General features: G+C 47.9%; 19 protein-coding genes. 3 read left to right on the forward strand and 16 right to left on the reverse strand.

Going from position 1 to position 24,822, the window contains the following annotated elements; translation table 11 throughout:
- Window positions 1–119: 119 nt before the first annotated feature.
- The 9 genes from LX24_RS06700 to LX24_RS06740 all read right to left on the reverse strand — a co-directional run bounded on the left by LX24_RS06700 (window position 120) and on the right by LX24_RS06740 (window position 12,853).
- Entirely contained in the window at window positions 120–1,523 is a 1,404-nt protein-coding gene (locus tag LX24_RS06700) for an ArsB/NhaD family transporter (RefSeq protein WP_166511373.1), read from the reverse strand.
- 429 nt (window positions 1,524–1,952) lie between these two features.
- Window positions 1,953–2,831 (reverse strand): CoB--CoM heterodisulfide reductase iron-sulfur subunit B family protein, encoded by an 879-nt coding sequence (locus tag LX24_RS06705; protein ID WP_166511374.1) that lies wholly within the window; start codon window positions 2,829–2,831, stop codon window positions 1,953–1,955.
- 1 nt (window position 2,832) lies between these two features.
- On the reverse strand, window positions 2,833–3,432 hold the full coding sequence (locus tag LX24_RS06710; RefSeq protein ID WP_166511375.1) for a 4Fe-4S dicluster domain-containing protein: 600 nt from the start codon (window positions 3,430–3,432) through the stop codon (window positions 2,833–2,835).
- 106 nt (window positions 3,433–3,538) lie between these two features.
- The gene (locus tag LX24_RS06715) at window positions 3,539–5,746 is read right to left on the reverse strand and encodes an FAD-dependent oxidoreductase (protein WP_166511376.1); all 2,208 of its coding nucleotides are present in this window, start codon (window positions 5,744–5,746) and stop codon (window positions 3,539–3,541) included.
- Window positions 5,746–7,002, reverse strand: coding sequence for a CoB--CoM heterodisulfide reductase iron-sulfur subunit A family protein (locus LX24_RS06720; protein WP_166511377.1), 1,257 nt, complete (start codon window positions 7,000–7,002; stop codon window positions 5,746–5,748). Before LX24_RS06720 ends, LX24_RS06715 begins: the two co-directional genes overlap by 1 nt.
- Window positions 7,003–7,409: 407 nt before the next feature.
- Window positions 7,410–9,290 (reverse strand): adenylyl-sulfate reductase subunit alpha, encoded by a 1,881-nt coding sequence (gene aprA / locus LX24_RS06725; protein WP_166511378.1) that lies wholly within the window; start codon window positions 9,288–9,290, stop codon window positions 7,410–7,412.
- A 56-nt stretch (window positions 9,291–9,346) separates the two neighbouring features.
- A complete protein-coding gene (gene aprB / locus LX24_RS06730) occupies window positions 9,347–9,790 on the reverse strand; it encodes an adenylyl-sulfate reductase subunit beta (RefSeq protein ID WP_166511379.1) in 444 nt (147 codons plus the stop codon).
- Window positions 9,791–10,390: 600 nt separating this feature from the next.
- The gene (sat, locus tag LX24_RS06735; RefSeq protein ID WP_166511380.1) at window positions 10,391–11,629 is read right to left on the reverse strand and encodes a sulfate adenylyltransferase; all 1,239 of its coding nucleotides are present in this window, start codon (window positions 11,627–11,629) and stop codon (window positions 10,391–10,393) included.
- Window positions 11,630–12,109: 480 nt separating this feature from the next.
- Complete coding sequence (locus LX24_RS06740) at window positions 12,110–12,853, reverse strand: YkgJ family cysteine cluster protein (protein WP_166511381.1); 744 nt, start codon at window positions 12,851–12,853, stop codon at window positions 12,110–12,112.
- A 146-nt stretch (window positions 12,854–12,999) separates the two neighbouring features.
- On the opposite strand from LX24_RS06740, the gene LX24_RS06745 reads away from it, so the two are divergent.
- Window positions 13,000–13,209, forward strand: a complete 210-nt coding sequence (locus tag LX24_RS06745) for a hypothetical protein (RefSeq protein WP_166511382.1) — start codon at window positions 13,000–13,002, stop codon at window positions 13,207–13,209.
- Window position 13,210: 1 nt separating this feature from the next.
- On the opposite strand, the gene LX24_RS06750 is transcribed toward LX24_RS06745, so the two are convergent.
- The 4 genes from LX24_RS06750 to LX24_RS06765 form a co-directional block, all read right to left on the reverse strand.
- Window positions 13,211–13,582, reverse strand: a complete 372-nt coding sequence (locus LX24_RS06750; RefSeq protein ID WP_166511383.1) for a NifB/NifX family molybdenum-iron cluster-binding protein — start codon at window positions 13,580–13,582, stop codon at window positions 13,211–13,213.
- 200 nt (window positions 13,583–13,782) lie between these two features.
- Window positions 13,783–14,100, reverse strand: coding sequence for a TusE/DsrC/DsvC family sulfur relay protein (locus tag LX24_RS06755; RefSeq protein WP_166511384.1), 318 nt, complete (start codon window positions 14,098–14,100; stop codon window positions 13,783–13,785).
- A gap of 318 nt (window positions 14,101–14,418) precedes the next feature.
- On the reverse strand, window positions 14,419–16,173 hold the full coding sequence (locus LX24_RS06760; protein ID WP_166511385.1) for a Na/Pi cotransporter family protein: 1,755 nt from the start codon (window positions 16,171–16,173) through the stop codon (window positions 14,419–14,421).
- 149 nt (window positions 16,174–16,322) lie between these two features.
- Window positions 16,323–17,021 carry a cell wall hydrolase gene (locus LX24_RS06765; protein ID WP_166511386.1) on the reverse strand — a complete coding sequence of 233 codons (699 nt, stop codon included), beginning with the start codon at window positions 17,019–17,021 and terminating at the stop codon, window positions 16,323–16,325.
- 209 nt (window positions 17,022–17,230) lie between these two features.
- Between LX24_RS06765 and LX24_RS06770 the strand changes: the two genes are divergently transcribed.
- The gene (locus LX24_RS06770) at window positions 17,231–19,138 is read left to right on the forward strand and encodes an ABC-F family ATP-binding cassette domain-containing protein (RefSeq protein WP_166511387.1); all 1,908 of its coding nucleotides are present in this window, start codon (window positions 17,231–17,233) and stop codon (window positions 19,136–19,138) included.
- Here LX24_RS06770 and LX24_RS06775 read toward each other — a convergent pair.
- Complete coding sequence (locus LX24_RS06775; RefSeq protein WP_166511388.1) at window positions 19,127–19,762, reverse strand: HAD-IA family hydrolase; 636 nt, start codon at window positions 19,760–19,762, stop codon at window positions 19,127–19,129. The genes LX24_RS06770 and LX24_RS06775 overlap by 12 nt on opposite strands.
- A gap of 264 nt (window positions 19,763–20,026) precedes the next feature.
- On the opposite strand from LX24_RS06775, the gene LX24_RS06780 reads away from it, so the two are divergent.
- Window positions 20,027–20,377 (forward strand): YlbF/YmcA family competence regulator, encoded by a 351-nt coding sequence (locus LX24_RS06780; RefSeq protein WP_166511389.1) that lies wholly within the window; start codon window positions 20,027–20,029, stop codon window positions 20,375–20,377.
- Window positions 20,378–20,598: 221 nt separating this feature from the next.
- On the opposite strand, the gene LX24_RS06785 is transcribed toward LX24_RS06780, so the two are convergent.
- The gene (locus LX24_RS06785; RefSeq protein WP_166511390.1) at window positions 20,599–22,107 is read right to left on the reverse strand and encodes an SLC13 family permease; all 1,509 of its coding nucleotides are present in this window, start codon (window positions 22,105–22,107) and stop codon (window positions 20,599–20,601) included.
- 359 nt (window positions 22,108–22,466) lie between these two features.
- Entirely contained in the window at window positions 22,467–24,620 is a 2,154-nt protein-coding gene (locus LX24_RS06790; RefSeq protein WP_207706545.1) for a Tex family protein, read from the reverse strand.
- Window positions 24,621–24,822: the final 202 nt, after the last annotated feature.

The raw sequence follows: 24,822 nt of genomic DNA on the forward strand, positions 1-24,822 counted from the left end.
AACATAGAGATGAAGTTAATCACGCGCGAACTTTTTGAACAGCCTTTATTAATTATCCACTAACCTTATTATGCTCATCTATTATGCTCATTTACTATTTTTGTATACCCTTTAACCCTTTAAGCGTTTAATTTCCGGGCAGCGCTTCTTTCCAGCGCCTTATTTATAGGCATGGCTGCTACTGCCACCAGCACACCAAATCCCAGCGTGACTAAAATAGTAATTGTCTCGGGATAAATATGCCACAATAACATGTATGCGCTGCTCAGCACAAGGGATACTAACATTAACGGGAAAGCTACTACAAAGTATTTCATGAAGGTTATATGAATACCGCGTTTTTCCGCCATGCCGATCACCACAACGTTGGCGGAGGCACCAATTATGGTACCGTTTCCACCCAGGCAGGCACCCAGGGATAAAGACCACCAGAATAGATTCAGGGCACTGGGATCGGTAATGCCCATTAAGATGCCCATATTATTAATCATGGGAATCATGGTAGCCACAAATGGTATATTGTCCACAAATGCCGATGCAATACCGGAAAGCCACAGTATAAGCATGGAAGTGGGGATCCAGGCACCACCGGTTAAATCCATGGCAGCTGCGGCTATTGCAGCGATAACACCGGTTTCCACCAAACCGCCCACCAGCACGAATAAACCTATAAAGAAGAATATAACAGGCCACTCCACAGCGTGCAGGGCATGTTCGGGGTCCTCACGGCTGACTAAAAGCAGTAAACTGGCTCCAGTCAAAGCAATAACTGAAGATTCCAGGTGCACATACTGGTGCAGGGCAAAACCCGTTATGGTGAGAGCCAGCACAATCAGGCACTTCCGCAGCAACTTCATATCCTTTAGCTCGTCTTGCTCGTTTAACTCCATAATTTTAGCCTGCCGCTCCGGGTCCGTTACCAACTGCGACCGGTAAATCAAACGCAATAAAGTAAGGGTAACCACATACACAACCACAACAATCGGTGTAAGGTTAATTATAAAGTCCATGAATCCCAGGTGGGTCGCACTGCCGATCATAATATTGGGCGGGTCGCCTATCAAAGTGGCAGTGCCGCCGATATTGGAAGAAAGTATTTCAGCGATTAATATCGGCATGGGGTTTATTTTGAGCTTTTGGGCAATGGCGAAAGTTACCGGGACAATAAGCAGTACAGTAGTCACATTATCTAAAAGTGCCGATAAAACCGCTGTAACCAGGGAAAGGGCAGCCATAATTTTAAGCGGTTCACCCTTTGAACTTTTAGCCGCCTTTATGGCCAGAAACTCAAAAACTCCCGTCTGCCTGGTAATGCCCACAATGATCATCATGCCCACCAACAGGCCGATGGTGTTGAAATCAATGTGGTGCACCGCGTCTTCGGGACTTAATATTTTGGTGACGACAATTAGCGACGCACCAACCAGGGCAATAACAGCCCGGTGAATTTTTTCGGATACTATGATAGCATAGGTGATTAAAAAAATTGCAGTGGCAAAATATACTTGCAGGTGCTCCGGCAAATCTCTTCCCCCTTTATCATAAAGTGATAACTAAGCTAGCTAATACTTTGTTTAATTTTATATATAAGTATAATTTGCCATTCATAAAAATCTCATTATTTACCCCACCTTTCAAGTAAAAGCTCATTTGTCTAATATAACATAATGCACTACAATTAACCGCCGGCAACCTTTCCAACAGTTGTGAAATAATTTACTATCTATTTATTAAAAAAATAGCACAGAAAATAAAATTTGTCATTACTGCACTACTTTATATTTATTTTAGCACAACATTGCCGCCTATTCAATTCAGTTTTTTTCATAATACAGGATACAGTAAAGGGGGATTTAAGCTTTTCTTTTGTCACTGTTGCAAGCTATAAAAAGTTTAAGCTCCCCTCTTTTCCGAAGGGAGCTTAAAAGCCATAGTTAATACATATATCATTTTTATCCCACTCCAAAAGAAGCCAGAGCAGCACCGGGTGGTACGATGTTATATTTAAGCGCCCAAGCATCAGGTGGCAGGTCAAAGGCGATGGCCATTAACTGGGTGAAGAACAAAATAGGCATATTGTAGCTTGTGCCATGCACCTTATTGACAAGCTGCTGGTAAGCATCCAAATTTAATTGACACATCGGGCAAGGGGTAACCATAAGCTGCGCGCCGCCCTGGCTGGCGGACTCAAATATTTTGAGCGCCGAATCCAACACTATTTTAGTGTCGGCAATGGCATTGGAACTCCCACAACAGCGTGCTTTCATGGGAAACGGCGTAGCCGTTGCACCCAGGGCTTCCGTCAACCGGTCCATGAGTACGGGATACTCGGGGTCATCAAACTCATAGGGGATAGCCCTTACGGTCTGGCAACCTACGTACCCGGCCACTTTTAACCCCTTTAACGGGCGTTTTACTTTCTTAGCTATTTTTTCAAAACCAACATCGTTAATAACCACTTCCAAAAACTGACGCACCCGCAGCGTACCGTTGTATTTATAACCACCTTCAGCCAGGGCCTCATTGGCCAAGGCCCGGAAGTGCTCATCCTCCCTGAAACGCTTGTTGGTTACCGCCAGGCTCAGGTAACATGAACTGCAACCCACAACAACGTCTTGTCCCTTAGGTTCGGCTATGGCCAGGTTACGCCCGGTCATCACCTGCTGGGTAAAGTCACCCACCACGCCGGAGGCCACCGTTGCACCGCAGCAGTTCCAGTCATGTATTTCTTCCAGTTGCAAATCCAGGGCGGAGGCCACAGCCTTGATGGATACCAAATTAGCCTGGGCGGTTGCTTCCATGGAACAGCCCGGGTAAAAACTATATTTCATTTTATCTGGCCTCCTCCTTTCGTTGTATTTCCTGCGCTTTGCGAATAATTTTTTTCAGGTTACCCATACCTTTGATTTTTTTCGGCGGGAACATGGGCAACCGGCCACGTTTGAGCATGTTTATGCCTATATCCTTCATTTCCATGGCTTTTAAAACTTCATCCAAACCGCGGATCAAATAAAAGCGGGCTGTAACACCACCTTCAAAAACCTTGCCCCGGCCGGCCACTTCCGCCCAAAAGGCCTTGCAAAAGGCTGCCTGGGGATAATCAACATAGCCATTTTTAATGGCATACCTTTTTAAATCGTGCATAACATCCACCAGGGGAATACCCCTGGGACAGCGGGCCTTGCAGGTGCAGCAAGAGGTACAATACCAGAAGGTATTGGACTTCAGTACCTCATCTTTTTTGCCCAGCTTGATTAAATTAAACAACCTTCGTGGTGAATAATCCATGATATCTCGGGTTGCACATGATATGGCACACATGCCACACTGCATACACTGTTTTATATAAGAACCATTTTCTAAACTGTATATCTCCCGGGCAAAGGTCAAATCATATTTGACTGATTCAGGTAATTTTGTAGTTTGTTCCATAAAAGAAAATGCTCCTTTTCTTTTTTTTAAAGGAGTACAGGACGGCCTTAGTAGCGGCCGTCCTTTCTGTCTATGTTGACTTTAACAAACTAAGATAAGATTAACTTTACTGGAAGTCTTTCATCGGGTTGGGTCCGAATTCCTCCAGCTCAGCAGCAAATTCATCCAGCATAGCAGGTATCTTGTCGTAATCCATAATATTTACCGTGGTGGCACGTACCCGCTCGGATTCGAGACCAAGCCTGTTTAATGTCTCGGATATCTTGGAAAGACGAATCTCAGCCAATTCACTACCTTTCATGAAGTGACACTGGTAATCGTCGCCATGTTTGCACCCCATCAGGAGCACACCGTCAAAGCCCTTGGCCATGGCATCGTTAATCCATACCAGGTTTAGCGAGCCCAGGCAGCGAACGGGAATAATCCTCACCCAGGGATTATATTGCAAGCGATTGATGCCGGCCATGTCGAGGGCGGGAATAGCATCGTTTTCACAGGCAAAAATGAGGATTCTCGGTTTTTCATCAGCCTCTTCGGGCACTTCGATGGCCTTGACCATGTTACCGATCATGGGCACCGAGTAATTCTTGAAGGAAATAATCCGCTCAGGGCAGGCACCCATACAAGTACCACACCTTCTGCAGCGGGTGGGATTGGGCAGCGGGTTTGCCTTTTCATCTTCGTTGATGGCCCCGAAGGGACATTCTTCAGTACAGCGTTTGCACTGGGTGCAACGGTTCATGTTGAATTCCGGGAAAGACATGTCGCCGGAACGGGGGTGCACTGCCTCCCCTTTCAGAGTGGACTCAATACACTGGATAGCTTTAAGGGCGGCACCGGTGGCATCTTCAGCCGCTGAAAGCATATCCATGGGCGCCCTGACCACACCGGCCGCGTAAATGCCGGTTCGCCTGGTTTCATAAGGGAAGCAGATATAATGTGAATCGGGGAAACCGTACTTAAGAGCCGGCAACTCAGGCCCCTGGCGGTACTCCAAATTTAACAGATTGGATTTGATAATGGGTGCAACAGTTACCTTGGGTTCGTCAGAGGCCGCTGCGGCTTCATCTTCAGCGGGAGCCTCTTCAACCGTTTCACCTAGCGCAGCGGTCGGTACCATACCATTGGCCAGCACCACCAGATCAAACTCATCTGCTACGGACTTGGTGCCCATGGTGTGGTCATCCGCTTCAATGGTTAACTGGCCATCGCTCTCGCTGATGTCAGTTATATCGCCCTTGATAAATATAACGCCGGCCTGCTGGGCTTTTTTATAAAAATGCTCGTACTGGCCGTTGGAGCGAATGTCTTTATAGTACACATATACATTGGCTTCAGGGTTCTTTTCCTTTACATACAAGGCTTGTTTGATGGACTCAATGCAGCAGGCAGCGGAACAGTACGGCAGGTGCTCCTGATCCCTGGAGCCGGCGCACTGGATAAAGGCCACCTTATTTGCATCCATCTTACCTGCGGCAACCATTTCTTCAAACATTAACTGGGTGATCACATTTTTATATTGACCAAAGCCCAGGTGTCCCAGTTTCTCGGGCTCATACGGCTTGGCACCGGTGGCCAAAACAATGGAGCCTACCCTTTCTTCAACGTCAGTGCCGTTTTGATTGATGGTGACATCAAACATACCGGGTCCACCGGCTGTTTTAGCTATAACAGCGGATGTGTACACCTTGACACCTGCATCTTCCACTGCTTTGATCAAAGCCGGTATACTGTTCTCTTCCAGATCGGTAAAGGGCGGCTTCATGGGAACTTGTTTATACATTTTTCCTACATAGCCACCCAGTTCGGCTTCCTTCTCCACCAACACTGTTTTATAACCGGCCCTGGCCGATTCCAAAGCAGCGGTAAGACCCGTGAATCCACCACCGACCACCAAAACAGTACTGGAAAGATTTTCACCGATAAAGGGTTCCGGTAAGTTTAGATTTTTAAGTTTGGCCAGAGACATGCGCAGATAGTCTTCGGCCAGCATTTGGGTGTCTTCATCCTCGCCGGGGTGGCACCAGATAACCTGTTCCCGCAGGTTTACCCTTTCCACTATCTTGTCCGGTCCAAAATTAAAGACATCGGTATTAACCCGAGAGGAACAACCCGCAACGACAACCGTGTTAACTCCCTCTCCATCTATATCCTGTTTAATTAAATCAATACCACTTTTGCCACATAGGAAGGCATCGGTTTTGCAAATGTTTGCTTTAAATTCTTTAGATGCCACTTTGGATAGGGCATCTATATCCAGGGCATCCCCAATTCCGCATCCGGTACAAATATATACAGCTATCTTTTTTTCCATTACTGTTGCCCCCTCACCGTAGATTGGATCGCCTTAAGTGCTGTGGCTGTGGCATCTCTCACAGCTGAGGCAACGTCCAACGGGTTTTTGACGCATCCGGCGGCATAAATACCAGGCTGCGAACCGGATATTAAAAAGTTGTCTTCGTCGTAAGCCACTTCGGCGGGCACCTTGGTTACAGCGGTAGCAGGTGCCATTCCGGTGGCCAGTACTACCATGTCGTAAGCTCTTTCCTCGACTTTCTGTTCCATCTGGTTTTCAGCCACAACAATTAATTGTTTGGTTGAAGGATCTTCTTTGATTTCGCCGGCCTTACCCTTGATAAATTGAACGTTGGCCTCCCGTTCCACCTTGGTATAAAAATCTTCATACTTGCCCCGGGCCCTGATGTCAATGTAATAAATATAAATATCGGCTTCCGGATACTGTTCCCGCACGTATGTTGCCTGTTTCAGGGAAGCTAAGCAACATACCGATGAGCAAGCCTTTAAATGGTTTTCATCCCGGGAACCGGCACATTGAATAAAAGCTATACTCTTAATTTCCTTGCCGTCGGAAGGACGTAAAATCTTACCACCGGTTGGTCCATTAATGGCGGCCAGTCTTTCCATCATTACATTGGTAATAACATTATCATAGCGGCCAAAGCCATAGTAACTGAGTTTGTTTGCATCATAGGCATCCCATCCGGTAGCCCATACAATGGCTCCCACGTTTAGGGTAATTGTCTTGGGCTGCATATTTAAATCAATGGCATCATATAAACAGGCACTGGCACATTTTCCGCACTGTGCTCCTTGACATGCGTCCATATCAATAACATATTTCATAGGGAAGGCAAATTGGTGCGGCAGGTAAATTGCCTTGGTTTTATCCATGCCATAGTTAAAGGAATTGGGTCTTTGGGCGGGACATACATCAACACAGTTATTGCAGCCGGTGCAGTTTTCGTTAACAAAACGCGGATTAATTTTTACAGTAACATCGAAGTTACCTTCCTGCCCGGAAATACTTTCAACTTCGGCCATGGTAAAAAAATTAATCCGCGGGTTTTTCTTTATCCGCTGAAAATTGATTTCCAAACCACAGTTTGGCGGACATAACTTAGGGAAGTACTGGTTTACCTGGGTTACCTTACCACCGAGGTAGGGCTTTTTTTCCACGATGTATACCTGCTGCCCTGTTTCAGCTGCTTCCAGGGCCGCAGTTAAACCGCTTATTCCTCCCCCTACTACCAATATACTTTTATTTGCCATATATTATCACCACGCCATTTCTCCCGTGTTTGTATTTATCCTGATTATTAAACATCGGTTATAAATTTTTTCTTATGCCACCGGGAATGCAAAAAAACTCCAGGCGGCCTGTAAGGACGCCTGGCAAAATACTATTGCGATAAACATTCGCCCAGTCCCTACAGCGTGAAACAGCCAAGACCGCAATGATAACCGTTCGCTTGCGCACCCTGTTTTTTATTATACAGCGCAAAAGGCCCGTGGCCATCGGCTACGGGCCCTCTTTGCGCCGTGGATGGCACATGCGAAGAGTTACTTGATCTCGCCCGGGACATGGGGTGAGATCGTTGGGACATTGAATCGCTGGGATACCCCTCCAAGGAGGAGTATCCCGGGAGCTATTTGGAGGTGTGTCCCATTTCTATTAACTAGCCAAACAGGCGGATAATGGGCTTCTTGAATACATCCCACTGGCCGGTGGCAGGATCCCACTTGAGGTTAACGAAGCACAGCCAGTTTTCTTCGTCCATCTTCGGATAGTCGGCACGGAAGTAGTAGCCGGGCCACCTGGTTTCTTCACGGAAGATAACCGTACGTACGTGGGATTCGGCTTGCCACATACGGTGGATATTTTCCCAGCATCTCATCAGTTCATGCAGGTCTTTGGCGGCCAGCTTTTCTGCGTCTTCCTTCAAAAAGCCGAGCAGTTCCATAGCCCTGTCCAGTTTAGCTTTGTTGGTGGAGAAGTTAGCGGTTACACCACCGACATACTCATCCATCAATTTCTGCAGGCGGAACATGAACATTTTGGGCTTAATGTAATTCGGGTTGACTTCGGGATCGGTGGTGAAGTCTTTATTGGCTTCGTAAACTTCCAGCGGCTTGTAGGTAGCAGCTTTCAGTTCTTCCACCTTGGCCGGGTCAACATTGGGCTGGGTGTTGTTCTCAACGATAAACTTAATAGCAGCCTTGGCAGCAATTCTGCCTTCAGCGTGTGAACCGGAAGAGAACTTGTGGCTGGAAGCGCCGGAAGCGTCACCAGCGGCAAACAGGCCCTTAACAGTGGTCATGTTGGCATAACCCCAGAAATACTCGGGCGGAGCAATGTCTTCGGGACCGGATACCCATGCACCGGAAGCGCCGGAGTGTGAGCCGATGAAGTAAGGCTCGGCAGCGGCAATCTCAGAAGATTTTTCTTCCGGAGCAGTGTTGGTTGCTGCCCACAACAGGGCCTGGGCAATGGTCATATCAAGGAAGTCTTCCCAAGCTTCGTTTTCCAGTTCCTTCATTTTCTTCTTGAAGGCCTTGGGATCATCTTTATATGCAGCAGCCAGGTTGGCGATAGCTTCTTCAGTCCTCATGAACAGAGGGCCTTTACCTTCGCTTTCATCCAGCATGCCGAGATAGTTACGCAGGTTGGCCGGAATCGGCTTGACCAGGCCATAAGGTGCCCAGTTTTGCAGCTCGTCCCTGCGCTCAACCATGTATTCACCGCCGAATGCGTTGGTGGCTCTGGATTTGAAGAGCAGGAACCATGCACCCACCGGACCATAAGCATCTTTGAAGCGGACCGGGATGAAACGTACTTCCTGACAGGTCATTTCAGCGCCGGCACGGATAGTGAAGTAAGCGCTGGAACCTGTGGAGAACGGAGGATACCAGGAACGGCCAAGACCTTCACCGGTGGAGCGGGGCTTGAATACGCCTACTGCACCGCCCATGGCAGCCAGAACGGCTTTAGCCTTGAACACATAGAATTTATTTTCGCGGACACTGAAGCCCACGGCACCGGCGATTCTGTCGCCATCCAGCAGAGGCTCAATGATAAATACGCGCTCGTAAATGTTGTCCATACCCAGGGCGTTCTTAGCAGCTTCAGCAATGATAACCTTGTAGGATTCACCGTTGATCATGATCTGCCAGCGGCCTTCATTTACATATTCGCCATCTTCTGTTTTCCAAATGGGCAGACCCCACTTTTCAAACAGGTGCACGCTGCCGTCAACGTGGCGGGCAATGTTGTATACCAGGTCGTCACGGGCAACACCCATGAGGTCCTGCTTAACATATTCAACATACTGTTCTACTGTATTTTTACCTTTACCCACACCGAGGTACTGGTTAATGGCGGACAGACCCATGGCTACAGCACCGGAACGGTCCATAGCGGCTTTATCAACCAGGGTAACTTTCAACCCGTTTTTCTTGGCCCAGTATGCTGCCTCCACAGCTGCCCCGCAGGCTGCCATACCGCCGCCCACAATCAGAAGGTCAGTGGTAACTTCAACAGTTTCAAAATTCATCGGCATTTATATTTAACCTCCTCCGTAAAGTTCTCTTAATTAAACTCGACCTGGATTACTGGTTACTTCTTGATGGTCGGCACTGCATCCAGCAACAGGGATGCCGGCTCGGTGAATAGAGCTGGGCTATTCAGGTCGCCATCGCCCTCAGCAAAATCGCCGCCGGGTACTGCAGTACCTTCTTCGGTAGTCCTGATGGGGAATTTGAAACGTTTAACCATACCGTTTCTGAATTTAACGGTCCACATAATGTTGTCCGAACCTCTCAGAGGAGTTACACTGGCGCCCATGGGGACGAAGTCAGCATAACCACGCAGGTCAATAGCTTGCTGCGGGCAAGCTTTGGCACAGCACAGGCACTCCCAGCAATGCCAGGGGTCACGGTTATAAGCTTTCATTTTATCTTTGTCCAAAACCATAATATCGTTGGGGCATGCATACATGCAAGCGGTTTTGTCTTGACCCTTGCAACCGTCACATTTCTCAGCCATTACAAAAGTTGGCATTTATTCAACCTCCCGTTCCCAATTTCTTTTAAATAATACTTTGACTTTTCGATAACAGGTAGTTTTTACTTCTTGAGGAGCACGGCACACAGTTAACCAGTTACAAAAAACTAGCCCTTCCCCTCCCTGAAAAACCTTACTGTATGTTTACTGATTTTGCGCCGGTGCTTGATAATACACCGTGCTGTAAAATCACCTCCTTCAAAAACTATTTAGTCTGTGCTTTTGGGCTACCTCATATTCTTTTGTCAGGTACCTGCTCACAATTTGTCGCTTAATTGCTAAAATCCATCTTCGGTCCATGTTAGAATTAAGTTAGATGAGTAAAATTTATAGTTTTATAATTGTATAAAAGTTACACTGTTTTAAATGATAATTATACTTTCGACGTATCTGCCCGGGGTTCCTGCTTTCCCAAGCGATAATCTTTAATTTTTTTATTGCTTTTTTCTGTGTTCAGATAATCGCTTTAAGTCGCGGGTTGTATCATTGGCAGTCCAACCGGCGGCATAATATGGGATGTTCTTCTGCTTAAATATATACTATTTAAGCAGAAGTAACTATATTAATCATGCGCAACAAGCGAACCCTAGGCCGGTCTTATTTCTGGGGACCAGGGATGTCTTCATAAGCACCCTTTTTGATCTCCACTTTTTCTGCAGTTTTGTAGTACTCGCGAAGAATTTCCATAACTTCGGGGCGGCCGAATTCTTTGGGAATCTCTTCGCCATCCTGCATCATGCGGCGGAACTTGGTACCACTGACCACGCAGCGATCTTCCGGGCCATGCGGGCAGGTACGCTGGCTGGCCATGCTCTGGCATTTGTAACAATAGAATGTCCAGGCAATCAGCATGGGCTTAAGTTCCAGGGCTCCCTCCCAGAGGGTATCGAATATCTTCTGGGCATCGAACGGGCCGTAGTAGTCGCCCACACCGGCGTGGTCACGCCCCACGATGAGGTACTTGCAACCCCAGTTTTGGCGGAAAACAGCATGCAGCAAAGCTTCACGGGGTCCGCCGTAACGCATTTCCATGGGGTAAACACCCAGAGCAATATTTTCCTGCGGGAAATACTTGTCAACCAAAACCTCATAACACTTGACACGTGTTTCACCGGGAATATCGCCAGGCTTTAATGCACCAACGATGGCATGGATGAAGCAGCCATCCACCAGACCGCTTTCCAGGGCGAACTTGCAGAGATACTCGTGGGAGCGGTGCATGGGATTCCTGGTTTGGAAAGCAACAACATTTGACCAGCCTTTTTCTTCAAACAGTTTGCGTGCTTCAGCGGGATACAGGTAGTATTTGGGATATTTTTGAGGATACACACCCTCGTTAAGTACTTTGATGGGGCCACCCAGGTTAAATTCCCCTTGCTTCATAACGCTGGCTACCCCGGGGTGACCTTCGGCATCCAGAGTCTTAAAAACTTCACGACACTCGGCTTCTTTATCGTAGGTATAAATCTCTTCCACCAGCATGGTAGCATAGAGTTCACCGGAAGCCCTATCATAAAGAGCTACTTCCATACCTTCCTTGAGGCCAATGGCGTCTTTCTCTTCGGCGGTGATGGACAGAGTTACCGGCATGGGCCACATAGTCCCGTCAGTCAATTTGAGATCAAATACACAGCCGGTGTAGTCATCTTTTTTCATAAAGCCTTTTAAGGGTGTAAATGCACCGATACCAAGCATGAGGACATCGGAAGTCTCCCTTGAGCTCATATAAACCTTGGGCAGACCTTCCGCCCTTTTGATTTCAGCGGCTCTTTCGTCGCCATACAGTAACAAAGGCATTAATTTTCCTTCAGGGCCATGTGGTTTAGGTAGCGCCATAAATGATTCCCCCTCCTATTTTTTTTATTTTGCAATCAAGGAGCAAAATGCTCCCTTTGAAAACCCAATCTCCCCAGATACTAAATATAGATTTTTAATCTCTTCCCCAATTACATATACACAGCACCCCACACGGCCCTACGCGGGCAACTGTCAGCTAGTTGTCATGGTAATGTCGCTCATTTGCTATCCGGGTATGCTGCATACCGTTTAAAATACACTGGGTTATATTAATGAAATTAGACACAAGGTGCGGATATTCCTTCTTTCGTTACCGAGAAAATAAAAAATATTTAAGAAAGGTAATGCTGGTTTTACTATTGTGAAGATGTGCACAAAAATGCACCCCAAAAAACCCCGTCCTTATGATATGTTGAATATAACATGAATCACAGTCTTTGACAAGCTTTATAAAGCCCTTCACTACGACATAAGAACTGTAAAACCCCTTGTTGCATGGAAAAATACAGGAACACACCATTAAAATGATGTGTTCCTGTATTTTTCTATATAACCTTCCAGCAATTCACTGCGGCCTTCGGCCAGGAATTCTTTCATCACCCTGGGACGCCTGAACCTTGCCCCTTCGCTGACGATACTGGCAACCAGGTGATTTACATAAGGCACAAATGTATACTGGCTTTCCACCACAGGCATAGGCACAAAGAACAATTCCAACTGCCCGAGATCCGAGGTTAAAAGATGAATCAATTCCGAAGGAGTTTTATTGGCCCCATTGACCGCCTTTACCTTATCACAACCGGGCAACTCATATTCCACTATTTCCCTGGGCAGTTCAATATCATGTTCCGATCTGTATTTCTCAACTAGTTTTTCCATATTGCGGCGCACCATATCCTGCGTCTCATTCCCTTTGCCCATCAAACCGTAAGTCCGGCACGTAAAGGGTCGGGCTTCATAAACTTGACAGTTATTGTGCTCATCCAGGAAGGGGCAGCGCTGGTTGATATCCACCAATTCCAAAAAATAATACCTGACTGCGCCGGCTATAAACCCGGGCCACCTTTCAGGGAAGTTCTTATTGACAAAGCGAAACATATTTAAATACTCTACTATATATGCCGGGGGCGGCACGGTACAGCAAGTTCCACAGCGCCCGCATACGGTATCAGGCAATTGATCATATATTTCATCCAACTTATCAAACAACTTGTTTTCCTCGGCCTGGCTGATAGCCGGCAACAGTTTGACCAACGGCAACATTAAAGCACCAACTCCTCCTAAATTTAATCTTGAGTCGTTACCACAACCAACCTTATAATAAATTAAATCGGGATTAAATACAAAATTATTTTTTTCCACAACGCATTAATAAACTAATAGATAATGGTCAAAGGTGTGCCGCAAAGATGATATTGGTAAGCTTTATTTTTATTTTAACAGGTATTTGCTTCATAGTTGCCGGGATACTGCTGCTGACCCTGCATATCGCCGGAACAGGCAATTGGCCCGGATTCCTCCCTGCAAACTGGGATAACCGGGCCAAGAAATTTATCATCATAACCGGTGCAGGCTTTTTATTGACCTTAACTGGCGTGCTGGCCGGTTATGGAATTTAGATTAATGACTGCAGCCGTGGCCGTGCTCACCGTGGTGATGACTACAGCAGGCCTCCGATCCGGTGGGCAGCTGCCCCCGGGCAAATTTGATCACCACTTCATCAATTTTACCACTGACTCCGGTAACCACCTGCATACCGTTGGCCTTCAAGGGCTCAAGGGCGCGGGCACCGATTCCGCCCACTATCACTGTATCCACCTGCTCACCCTTTAATAAACCGGCCAACCCCTCATGATTATGCTGTAATTGCTCAGCCGAAACAATTCTTTTGTTGGCAATTTGGCCTTCATCCAATTCAACAATGATAAATTCTTTGCTCCTGCCGAAATGCTGGTTAATATAACCGTACTCATGGGGTAAAGCAATTTTCATTTAGCGCACCTCCAATGCTACCATTATTTGTTATCTAATTGAATCAATCCCACAACACTTGCTGTAGTTTCCCAGCGCTTAGTAAATCACCTGTTTATTTCGAAAAATTACCCAATTTAGATTGTAATTAATTATGAACATAATGTCAATATAAACAGCATAAAAAAATCCCGCCTTTAATCGGCGGGTTGGTTTTTTATTTATACACAACCGGTTGGCTTGGGCAGACCAGCCAATTTGCATGCGCCTTTGGCCGGGCCGGACGGGAAAAGTTCATAAATCTGTTTCAGGCTGTAACCGGTTTGTTTGCACATTTTTCTTACCATCGGGGCAACCTGGAATTGCTTGTAATAATCACGCAAGTAATGAATTACTTTCCAGTGGTCATCGGTGAGTTCCTTAATGCCTTCGCCTTCGGCAAAAGCTATCGCTACGCCTTCGGTCCACTCGTCAGGGTTAAGAACAAAACCGTCCTCATCCAGTTCAATTTGCTTTCCATCCACTTCAAGAAAAGCCATTAATCTTACACCTCCAAAAATATTGTTAAAATGATTTTCTCATTTTTCCCCTAAAAAAAATTCTCTTATTTATCTATATCTATTTTTAGGGCGAAAAGCTTTTTCTACTAAGCATTATATTATCATTCCGTACCAAGGAGTGCAACAGGTTCATCAGGCAAAAGAGTATCCATTTTCACCGGTACATCTTTGATTAACCGCAACAAGCAAATATGTTCGCCTGCTTGATATTCCCTGATACAGAGTTGATAAACAAGCTTATCCTACCTCTATGATTTATACGACATGCAATTTTAAAATCCTGCTTTTTTAAAAAGTTTAATTTATTTTTCTTTCCACATCCTCACCTGAGGCTATCCTTTTGCTGGCCATTTTCACTTCCAATCGCTCTACGGCCCCCATTTGTCCCAGCACGTATTCCGCTATATTAACGGAATGGTCACCGACTCTTTCCATGTTACTGAGCAGATCCAAAAACACCGAACCCTCGGTTCCGGTACAAATACCTTCGTTTAAACGCATGATGTGACCTTCCCGGAATTCTTTTTCCAGGTTATCTATAACAACATCATTTTTTATTACCTGCCTGGCCAGGGAGCGATCACTGGTTTGCAAAGCTTTTAAGGCAGCGTCCAGTGTTTCCCCGGTCAACCTGGCCATGGAACGCACGCTGGCCATGGCTTCATCCGAAAATTTTATTTTATGCTCCACACTGTAAACCGCCAGTTCCACTATATTGTCCGCATGGTCACCAATCCTCTCCAGGTCATTGATTGCCTGCAATAAAGTTTGGGCGTAATTGGACTGGTCCTCGTTCATTTTTTTACTGGAGGATAGTTTTACCAGGTAATCGGTAATATTGGTATCAAGCCGGTTGATCAGTTCCTCTTTCTGTTCCAAATACAGGGGATTCAGTTCCTTGCTCTTGGGGTTCATGAAAAACTGCACTGACTCTTTGAAAAATTCACTGGCGTACTGCCCCATGCGCAGTGTTTCCCTGGCAGCTTGTCCTAATGCCACCGCCGGGTTGGCCAGCAATCGGGGCTCCAAATAGCGCGGTTTAATATCGAACTGGGCATCCGCACCGGGTACAAGTTTGGTGACGGCCCAGGCCAGGTAGGATACGAAAGGTAATTGAATAAACGTGTTGGTTATGTTAAACATGCCGTGGGTCTGGGCAATCTGCATGCGAATATTAATAGTCTCCCAGGTACCCTCAAAGCCCGGAAAAAGCACAAAAAAATAATTTGTAGCCAAACGAACGTACTCGGGGAATATGCCCAGCAAGAAAAGGGGCAAAAACAGGGCGGTACCGCTCAAATTAAACAAGGTATGGGTAAGTGCCGCCCGCCGGGCCGCAATGGTGGTACCGATGGAGGCCAGCAAGGCGGTGACTGTGGTACCGATATTATCGCCAAATAAAATAGGTACCGCCTGGTAGTAGGTGACAGCTCCCTGGTCGGCCAATTCCTGCAGTACACCGATGGTGGCACTGCTGCTTTGCACGATAAAAGTGAACGCCGTACCGATGGCTACCCCCAAAAGCGGGTTATTTTCTACACTAATCATTAAATCAAGAAAAACCGGCCAATCCCTTAAAGGTTTAAGGCCGTCGCCCATCACACTCATACCGTAAAACAACATGCCAAAGCCAAATATTACCTGCCCCATATTGGCAATTTTTTTATTTTTAACAAAGAAAAGTATGATAACTCCAATGGCAATTATAGGCAAGGAGTAGTGTTCCAATTTAAAACCAATTAAATAGGCGGTCATGGTAGTGCCGATGTTGGCCCCCATGATTACGCCAATGGCCTGCCGTAATGTGAGTAGCCCGGCATTAACCAGACCCACCGTTAAAACCGTGGTACCGCTGCTGCTTTGAATCAGGGCGGTGACCAGCGTCCCGGTGATAACGCCACGCAGCGGTGTTTTGGTTCCCTTTTCCAAAAACTCCCGCATACGTTCGCCGGCCACGCTCTGCAATCCTTCGGACATATATTTGATGCCAAACAAAAAAATACCCAGGCCGCCCAGCGCATAAAATAATACATCTTGGACCGAAAAAGGCATGACTTGTCCCCCCGCAGATATTATAAAAAGCCACGTCAATTCTACCAAATTACCGGTTATCTGCGCTTGCTTTTACATTTTTTTTACAACAAATTTAAAATTTATTTGCAAGCTTAACATTTTTTTAACGTACATTTAATAGTGGCAATTTAACGGGCGAAGACATGCCGGCCTATTTGCGCCACCTGCCGGCGCTGCCAAACCCATGGATTAACCGGTTTGGCCGGGTTCCAGAAGTACAGGGCATCGCCGGTGGGATCCTGCCCCAACAAGGCGTCCCGGGCGGCCCGGCGCGAATCAGCCGTGATCCCCCGCCCGAATTGCCCGTTGGCCACCGACTCAAAGGCCCCCGGTTGGAATATTACTCCCCCTAAAGTATTGGGAAACTGGGCACTTTCCACCCGGTTTATAATCACCGCCCCCACGGCAACTTTACCCAGATAGGACTCACCGGCGGCTTCACTTTCTATAATGGCCGACAGTAAATAAATATCCTCTTGAGATATTTTTTCCTCTGGCACAACCCTGAATAACAATGCACGGGTTTCATTATCCACCACACCCCGGGCGGTGGTTTTATGCTTTTTTTGAAAATCGCGTACCGCTTGAACGGTATCCCAGCTAAAATAACCCGTCACCGGCCCGCCGTATAAATCAAACTGTTTTAGTTTTCGCTGTACCCGGGCCACATCAGCACCCCGGTCCCCCCAAAACAACTCCCGTTGCTCACCGGCCTGTAAATCCCGGGCGGCCATAAGCAAAACCGCGACAAATACCAAACCAGCTACGACCCGCAACGACCCGGGTTTTAAAAGCACGCATATCAACCCTGCAATACTGGTGCGCATACTTTTTTCCACCTCCGCACCATGTAAATTATAGTATTATCCTTTTCACTTTCGTATCGTCTGATACCAATCGGGGCTGCTCGAAAAGCCCGCGTGAGATCCCACGCCGGCCGGCTTTTGCGATATTTACGCGGCTATTAAAAACAACTTTTCACTTGTTTATACCCGTACAGTTAAGGTAAACTTTATGGATACGGGAGTGATGTTGGATGATCGTATTACAGGCGTCACATATTCACAAATCCTTTGGCGACGCTAAAATACTTGACGATGTTACCCTGACCGTGAAGGAAGGGGAAAAAATAGGGCTGGTGGGGAGAAACGGAGCGGGAAAAACCACGTTGCTCAAGATTCTTACCGGACAACTGCCCCCGGATGCCGGGGACATCATTTGCCCCAAAACTGTCACCCTGGGTTACCTGGCCCAGCAGGGCGGCCTGCAATCAAACCGCACGGTCTGGGAGGAAATGATGTCGGTTTTTGACCACCTCATAACCATGGAAGAAAAAATCAGCAAGCTGGAATTTGCCATGGGAAGGCCTGAAAATGCCGCCAACCCTGTTTTGCTGAAAAAGATTACCGAAGAATATACCGATATGCGGGAAAGTTTCGCCAGAAGTGGCGGCTATGAATACCAGGCCGCGGTTCGCGGGGTGCTGCACGGGCTACAATTTGGCGAGGAGTATTATCACATTGACGTGGACCGTTTAAGCGGCGGGGAAAAGACTCGCCTGGCCCTGGCCAAATTACTACTGGCCAAGCCCGCAGTACTTATATTGGATGAACCCACCAATTACCTGGACATGGAGACACTGGGGTGGTTGGAAAAATACCTGCAAACATACACCGGTGCTATTTTGACCGTTTCACACGACCGTTATTTTTTGGATACCCTGGCCGAGGCGATTTATGAATTGGAGTTTTCCCGCCTGAAGCGATATAATGGCAATTATTCCCGCTATCTTGTCTTAAAGGCCGGGGAATTGGAACAGCAGGCCAAACAATACCGTAAACAACAAGAGGAAATCACCCGGCTGCAGGAATTTGTCAGGCGCAACATTGCCCGGGCATCCACCACCGGGAGGGCTAAAAGCAAACAAAAGTTACTGGAAAAAATCAAGCCCCTGGATAAACCCCAAACAGACAACAAAAAAATCAATATTTCCATGGGCACCACCCGGTCCAGTGGTAAAGAGGTGCTGGCGGTAAGGGAATTGGACGTGGGCTACCGGGGCCGTGCGGTGGCTCGTAATATAACCTTTAGCATCCACCGCGGTGAGCGGGTGGCCCTGCTGGGACCCAACGGCACCGGCAAAACCACGCTGCTCAAAACGGTGGCCGGCATGCTGCCCCCCTTATCGGGTTCAATAACAAAAGGGTACCATGTCAGCACGGGTTATTATGATCAGGAACAAAAGCACCTGTCGGGCCACAAACAGGTAATCGAGGAATTATGGGACGAATACCCGCAATATGATGAGCAAACCGTTCGTTCAATTTTAGGTAATTTTTTATTCAGTGGAGAGGATGTTTTTAAAAATGTAGCCGACCTAAGCGGCGGCGAAAAGGCCAGGCTGGCCCTGGCCAAGCTGATGTGCCACAAGGCCAATTTCTTGCTGCTGGACGAACCAACCAGTCACCTGGATATACTGGGCAACGAAGCAATGGAGGAGGCCCTGCTGCAATATCCGGGCACTTTGCTGTTTGTTTCCCATGACCGCTACTTCATAAATAAAATAGCCACCCGGGTCATTGAGCTGACCCCGGACGGCGTTTTTAACTTTCCGGGTAACTTTGACGATTACCAAAATAAAAAGGCTGCCCGGGCCAAAGACAGGCAGCAGGAAAGCAAGCACGGCCAGGCCAGTGCTACCAAGCAAGATTACCTGCGGCGCAAGGAAAAACAACGGGAGGAACGCAAGGCACAACGCCGCACGGAGGAACTGGAAAATCTAATCACCGTTACCGAAACCGAAATATTTAGCCTGGAGCAGGAGCTTTATTTACCCGAGGTATATAACGACCATGAAGTCTACCGGCTTAAAAACTCCGAATTGGAGAAACTTCGAGCCCGGTTGGAGAAGTACATGGAAGAGTGGGTGAAACTAACGGGTTAACAATGCAACCAATTCAGACCATGTATCTACGATATAGTCCGGAGCACAGGCTTGCAATTCTTTCCGGGTAGCCATACCCCAGGAGACACCCACTGTAAGCACTCCGGCATTATGGCCCGATTCGATGTCGTAATAACTATCACCCACGAATACGGCCTGTTCCGGTTTGGCCCCCAATATATCCAAACCCCGCAGCACCGGTTCAGCGTGGGGTTTGGGCTTTTTTACATCCTCCAGGGTAACCAGGTGTTTAAAGTAACGGCCCAATCCCGTTACGGCGATCCCCCGTTCCGCCATTGGCCGGCGTTTGGAGGTCACCACCCCCAGGCCTTTGGCCAGCGGTGTTATTGCATCCAGCGTTTTCAAGGCCCCCGGGTATAATTTAATATACCGGTCATGTATCAACAGTTGGTGGTTAACATAACTATCAAACAACTCCTGCCATCTTTCCCCACCAAACTGTTTGCAGGCATCGCGCAGGGGTAGCCCCACTGTTTTCATCACCGCACCATCATCCCAGGGAATGTGCATTTGATTAAATACATGGTGGAAAGTAGCTTCAATCAGCGGCAGCGAATCCAGCAAAGTACCGTCAAGATCAAACAATACATAGTCCCTTAACATTTTACATTCTCCTTACATCGAATGTTGTTATTGTCATATCACCCAACCGGCATGAAATATGTTCTAACCGCTATTTATAAATAATCTTCATCAATGTTGTTTATTATATCAGAATATACACCACAGCCAATACTAAAAAACAGGCTTTGCTTCCCTGTCCACTGTGATATAATGCGTATTTATGTTATACTGTAGAAAGTTAGCCAGGGCGATCATATTTTACCGTCGGACGTGCTTAAATTACATATTTTAAGGAGGGTACCAATGTCCCGGGATGTATTTGAAAAAGCCTCAGCACTGGGCAAAAGCATCATTGAATCCGAGGAGTTCAAGGAAGTACAGGACAGGGAAAGGGATATGATTGGCAATCCCGATGCGCAAAATTTACTGAAAAGATTTCATGAATTACAGCAACTGCAAAAGGAAAAACAAAAAAAAGGTGAGCAGCTAACAGCGGAAGAGGCTAAAGAATTCGAACAGGTACAGCTTAAAATAGTGGAAAACAGGACCATCAAGGCATTTTCCGATGCCCAGGAAAAATTTCAGAACATGATGAACCAGGTAATGAAAATCATCAAAGAAGCCAGCGTGAACACTATCAAAAACAAGGAATAAGGCGGGATCATCCCGCCTTGATTTAACGTCTGATAATTTGTGCAATACACCAACAGGAAAAGCGCGCCAACCGGTTTTCTCACGCGCGCATTTCTGTACTTAAATCCTTGGCTTTTAACCAAAATAGCAAGCATAAATTTATAGCGTGAAAAAAGGCAACTGCCTGCAGATAACCTGCACCAGTTGCCTTTGTTTTTCTTACCGGTCACCCGGATTATCCATTAATTAACCAGGGCCGGAATGCCCAGTAAGGGCCATACCACCAGGGCAAATACCGCCACCATCACCAAAGCCAGGATGGTGAAGGGAACACCCACCATAAAGAATTGACCGGTGGTAAACTGCTTGGATTGATAAGCGATGGCATTGGGCGCTGCACCCACCAGCAGCAAATAGGGCAATGCCGCCATGGCCAGACAGGCGTAAAGAATCAGATACGGGTTAACACCCAAATACCCGGCCATTACCAGGGCCACGGGCATGGTAATGGCAATGGCCGCCACGTTCATAATAAAGTTGGTCATGATGATAACCAAAAAGGCTATGGCCACTACAAAAACCAGCCAGTTGGCATTCTGGAACATGGAGAGCCAGTGGATGGCCATCCACTCGGCGGCCCCGGTCACCCACAGGCAGGTTCCGATACTCATGGCACCGCCGAACAGCAGCACGATATTCCAGGGAACGCTTTTTTCCAAATCCTCCACGGTAAACAATTTAGTCATAAACATAATGATGGCCGCTACCAATATGGGGATACTCCTGCTCATATCTGCAATGGCCGGGATAAACTGCTGGGTTGCCAGCACGGTCACTACCGACAGGGCCAGCACGATGACGAATATTTCTTTACCAGTAATGGGACCCATTTGGGAATATACTTCTTCCACTTTCGATTTCAAACCGTCGATTTTATTTTGTTCGGGTTTGAAGAACACAAAGCACAACAAGAACCAGGTTAGCAACACCATAATGATACCAAAGGGTGCCATGGCTATGGAATACTGCAGGAAGCCAACGTCAATACCGGTGAATTCCTTGAAAAATCCCAGGGCCACCGGGCCGCGGGCGGCACCCAGCAGCGTAATCATACTGCCCGCACCGGCGGCGTAGGCCATACCGATAAACATCGCTTTACCAAAATTAGAGGGCTGATCCTCTTTACCATACATACTCATAATGACCAGCATCAGCGGAAACATGGTGGCGGCCACTGCGGTGTGCGCCATCAACAGCGTCAACACCATGGTCACCATAAACACACCCAACAATATTTTACGGGAATCTTCACCGATCACGGACAGCATTTTGAAGGCCAGCCGGGTTGTTACCCCCGCCTTGGTAAAGGCCACGCCCAGCAGCAGCGAACCCAAAATGAACAGCACCGAGGGGTCCATAAACACGGCAAAGGCTTCACTAGCCGGGCGGATCAGAAAGGCGGCCTGCATAACGCCGATGGTAAGACTGGTTACACCGATGGGTATCACTTCGAACACCCACCATACCCCGGCCAGCAGGAAAAGTCCGATGGCCAGTTGGGCCTCCCGGGATAATTCGAATACTTTACCCGTGGGATCTATAGCAGGAGGAAGCTGGGGCAGGAAGTAAAATAGTGCAAACAGCCCGATACCCAGTGTTGCAAAGGCTATTCTTTTCCACTCGCCGGATAAATTATTAACTTGTTCGGCCTTCACGGATGCGCTGACGGTTGCTTGTGTGGTATTACTCATATAACCACCCCCAAAAGAATTAACTAAGCCCAGAAGTCAATTAGTAAAATAATTATCAATCAGTGGTAGTGAAATATATCACTAGACACTATATATAAGTCCAGGTTATTCCCTTATACCTCCTCTCGTACTTTAATTTGTTTTTTGTTACCGGAATCCGTCATTATTACGAGTTCGGCTTGTGCATTATGTAACTTACTAAGATTATATTTAATTCTTTTCATTTTTGCAACTACTTTTTGTCACCACACGAAAATATTCAAAAAAGGCTTTTCAAAAGCCCGGGCGAAATCGCTGATAATCTCCATGTTGGATCGCTTTTGCGGTGTTCATGCAAGTGCCGGGTGTAGACTGTGCAGCTACACCCGCATGGACAGGGCTATCCTGTGACGACCGGCATCCACCTCAAGAACACGTACGGTAACCACATCTCCCACCGACACCACATCCAGCGGGTGGCGGACATAACCTTCAGCCAACTCGGATATATGCACCAGGCCGTCATTTTTAACACCAATGTCCACAAAGGCACCAAAATCCACCACATTACGCACGGTTCCCATCAATACCATACCCGCCCGGAGGTCCTCTATGCTCAACACATCGAACCGGAACACCGGCGGGGGCAATTCATCACGGGGGTCACGACCCGGGCGCAACAGGCTTTCCACAATATCCCGCAGGGTGGGCACACCGGCACCCAGCCGGTCCGCCACGGCTTCAACATCCAGTCCCGCCAGCTTAGAACGCAGAACCGGGCGGCCAACATCCGTCATTTTTAATCCTAAAATATTTAATAACCGGGCAGTCAGCGGGTAAGATTCGGGGTGAATGGGAGTGGCATCAAGAATATTATCCCCGCCGCTAATACGCAAAAATCCCACACATTGCTCGAAGGTTTTGGGTCCCAAACGGGGCACTTTGAGCAACTGGCGGCGGTTCACAAAACGGCCGTTTTGCTCCCGGTAGCGCACGATATTATTGGCCACCACAGCGTTGATACCGGCGACATAACCAAGCAGCGCCGCCGATGCCGTGTTTAAATCGACACCCACATAATTAACGGCCGACTCCACCACTTTGGCCAGGCTTTCGTTAAGCTGTTTTGGGGCCACGTCGTGCTGGTATTGTCCCACCCCAACGGCCCGGGGTTCAATTTTCACCAGCTCGGCCAGCGGGTCCTGCAGGCGCCGGGCGATGGAAACAGCACTGCGGGCGGACACGTCCAGACCGGGAAATTCCCTGGCGGCCAATTCTGAAGCCGAATAAACACTGGCCCCGGCCTCGCTCACTATGGTATAGGCCAGGCCGGGCTGCTTTTGTTTTTTTATGAAATCGGCCACAAACTGCTCTGTTTCCCGGGAGGCCGTACCATTGCCAATGGCAATCACTTGCACCCCGTACCGCTTTACCACCCCGGCGAGCTTAGCTTCGGCCTCGGCTATGTTTTTTTGCGGCGGCGTGGGATAAACTACGCCTACATCCAACAGTTTGCCGGTTTCATCCACCACAGCCCATTTGCACCCGGTCCGGTAGGCGGGATCAATGGCCAGTACCACCACATCTTTAACCGGGGGCTGCATCAGCAAGCTGCGCAAATTACGGGCAAAGACCTGCACGGCCCGGGATTCGGCTTCCGCTGTCAATTCATTGCGAATATCACGTTCCACGGCGGGTGCCACCAGCCTTTTATAGGCATCCGCCACCGCCCTTTGCACCAGTTCTGTAGTAACCGCCCCCGGCTTGACAAAACGGCGATACAGCCAGTCAATTACCACATCCTCATCCACTTGTACGGCTACTTTAAGGAACTCTTCCCGCTCACCCCGGTTGATGGCCAGTACCCGGTGGGGCACCACTTTACTCACCGGCTCCTGGTAATCATAATACATCCGGTACACCGATTCGGCTCCGTCATCCCGGGCCCGGGTCACCAACCGGCCCTGCCGGCGGGTATAATCCCGCACCCAGCCGCGCACATCAGGGTCATCGGCCACCTGCTCAGCCACTATATCCAGCGCCCCCTGCAAGGCCTCCTCGGCCGTGGGCACAGCATCAGATAAGTATTTGGCAGCCTCACCTTCCGGGTTGCCGGCCCGGGGAAAGGATAGAAGATATTCAGCCAGCGGAGCCAACCCCCGCTCCCGGGCCACCCCGGCCCGGGTTTTGCGTTTCTGCCGGTAAGGACGGTAAAGGTCTTCCACCTCGGTGAGTTTAACAGCACTTTCGATCCGCGCCCGGAGTTCTCCGGTCAGCTTACCCTGTTCATCAATGAGCCGGAGCACCTCTTCCTTGCGCTGCTGCAGGTGGCGGTGAAACTTAACCAACTCCTCGATGCGGCGTATTTGCACCTCGTCCAACTCGCCGGTTACTTCTTTGCGGTACCGGGCTATAAAGGGCACGGTATTCCCTTCCTCCAACAGCCGGACGGTGCTTTCCACTTTATGCCCGGGGATACCGGTTTCCCCGGCCACTATGTTTATAATATCGTTTGGCGCTGTGTTTTTTTCCATGGGGTTTTCTCCTTCCATAATAAATCAAAGCCAATAAAGTATGTACAGGCAAGTGTCATTATAAAACGAAGGGACGGGTTTTACCAAGTCAGAGTTTCGCTCCCGCAAACCCACCGGCCAATTAACCATCCCTTTACAGATTAAATACAACACCCATCCCACGAACCAACAGTTTTTACCGCTACCCCCCAGATACCCGGGA

It is taken from the genome of Desulfallas thermosapovorans DSM 6562 (assembly GCF_008124625.1).
Taxonomy (GTDB): Bacteria; Bacillota; Desulfotomaculia; order Desulfotomaculales; family Desulfallaceae; genus Sporotomaculum; species Sporotomaculum thermosapovorans.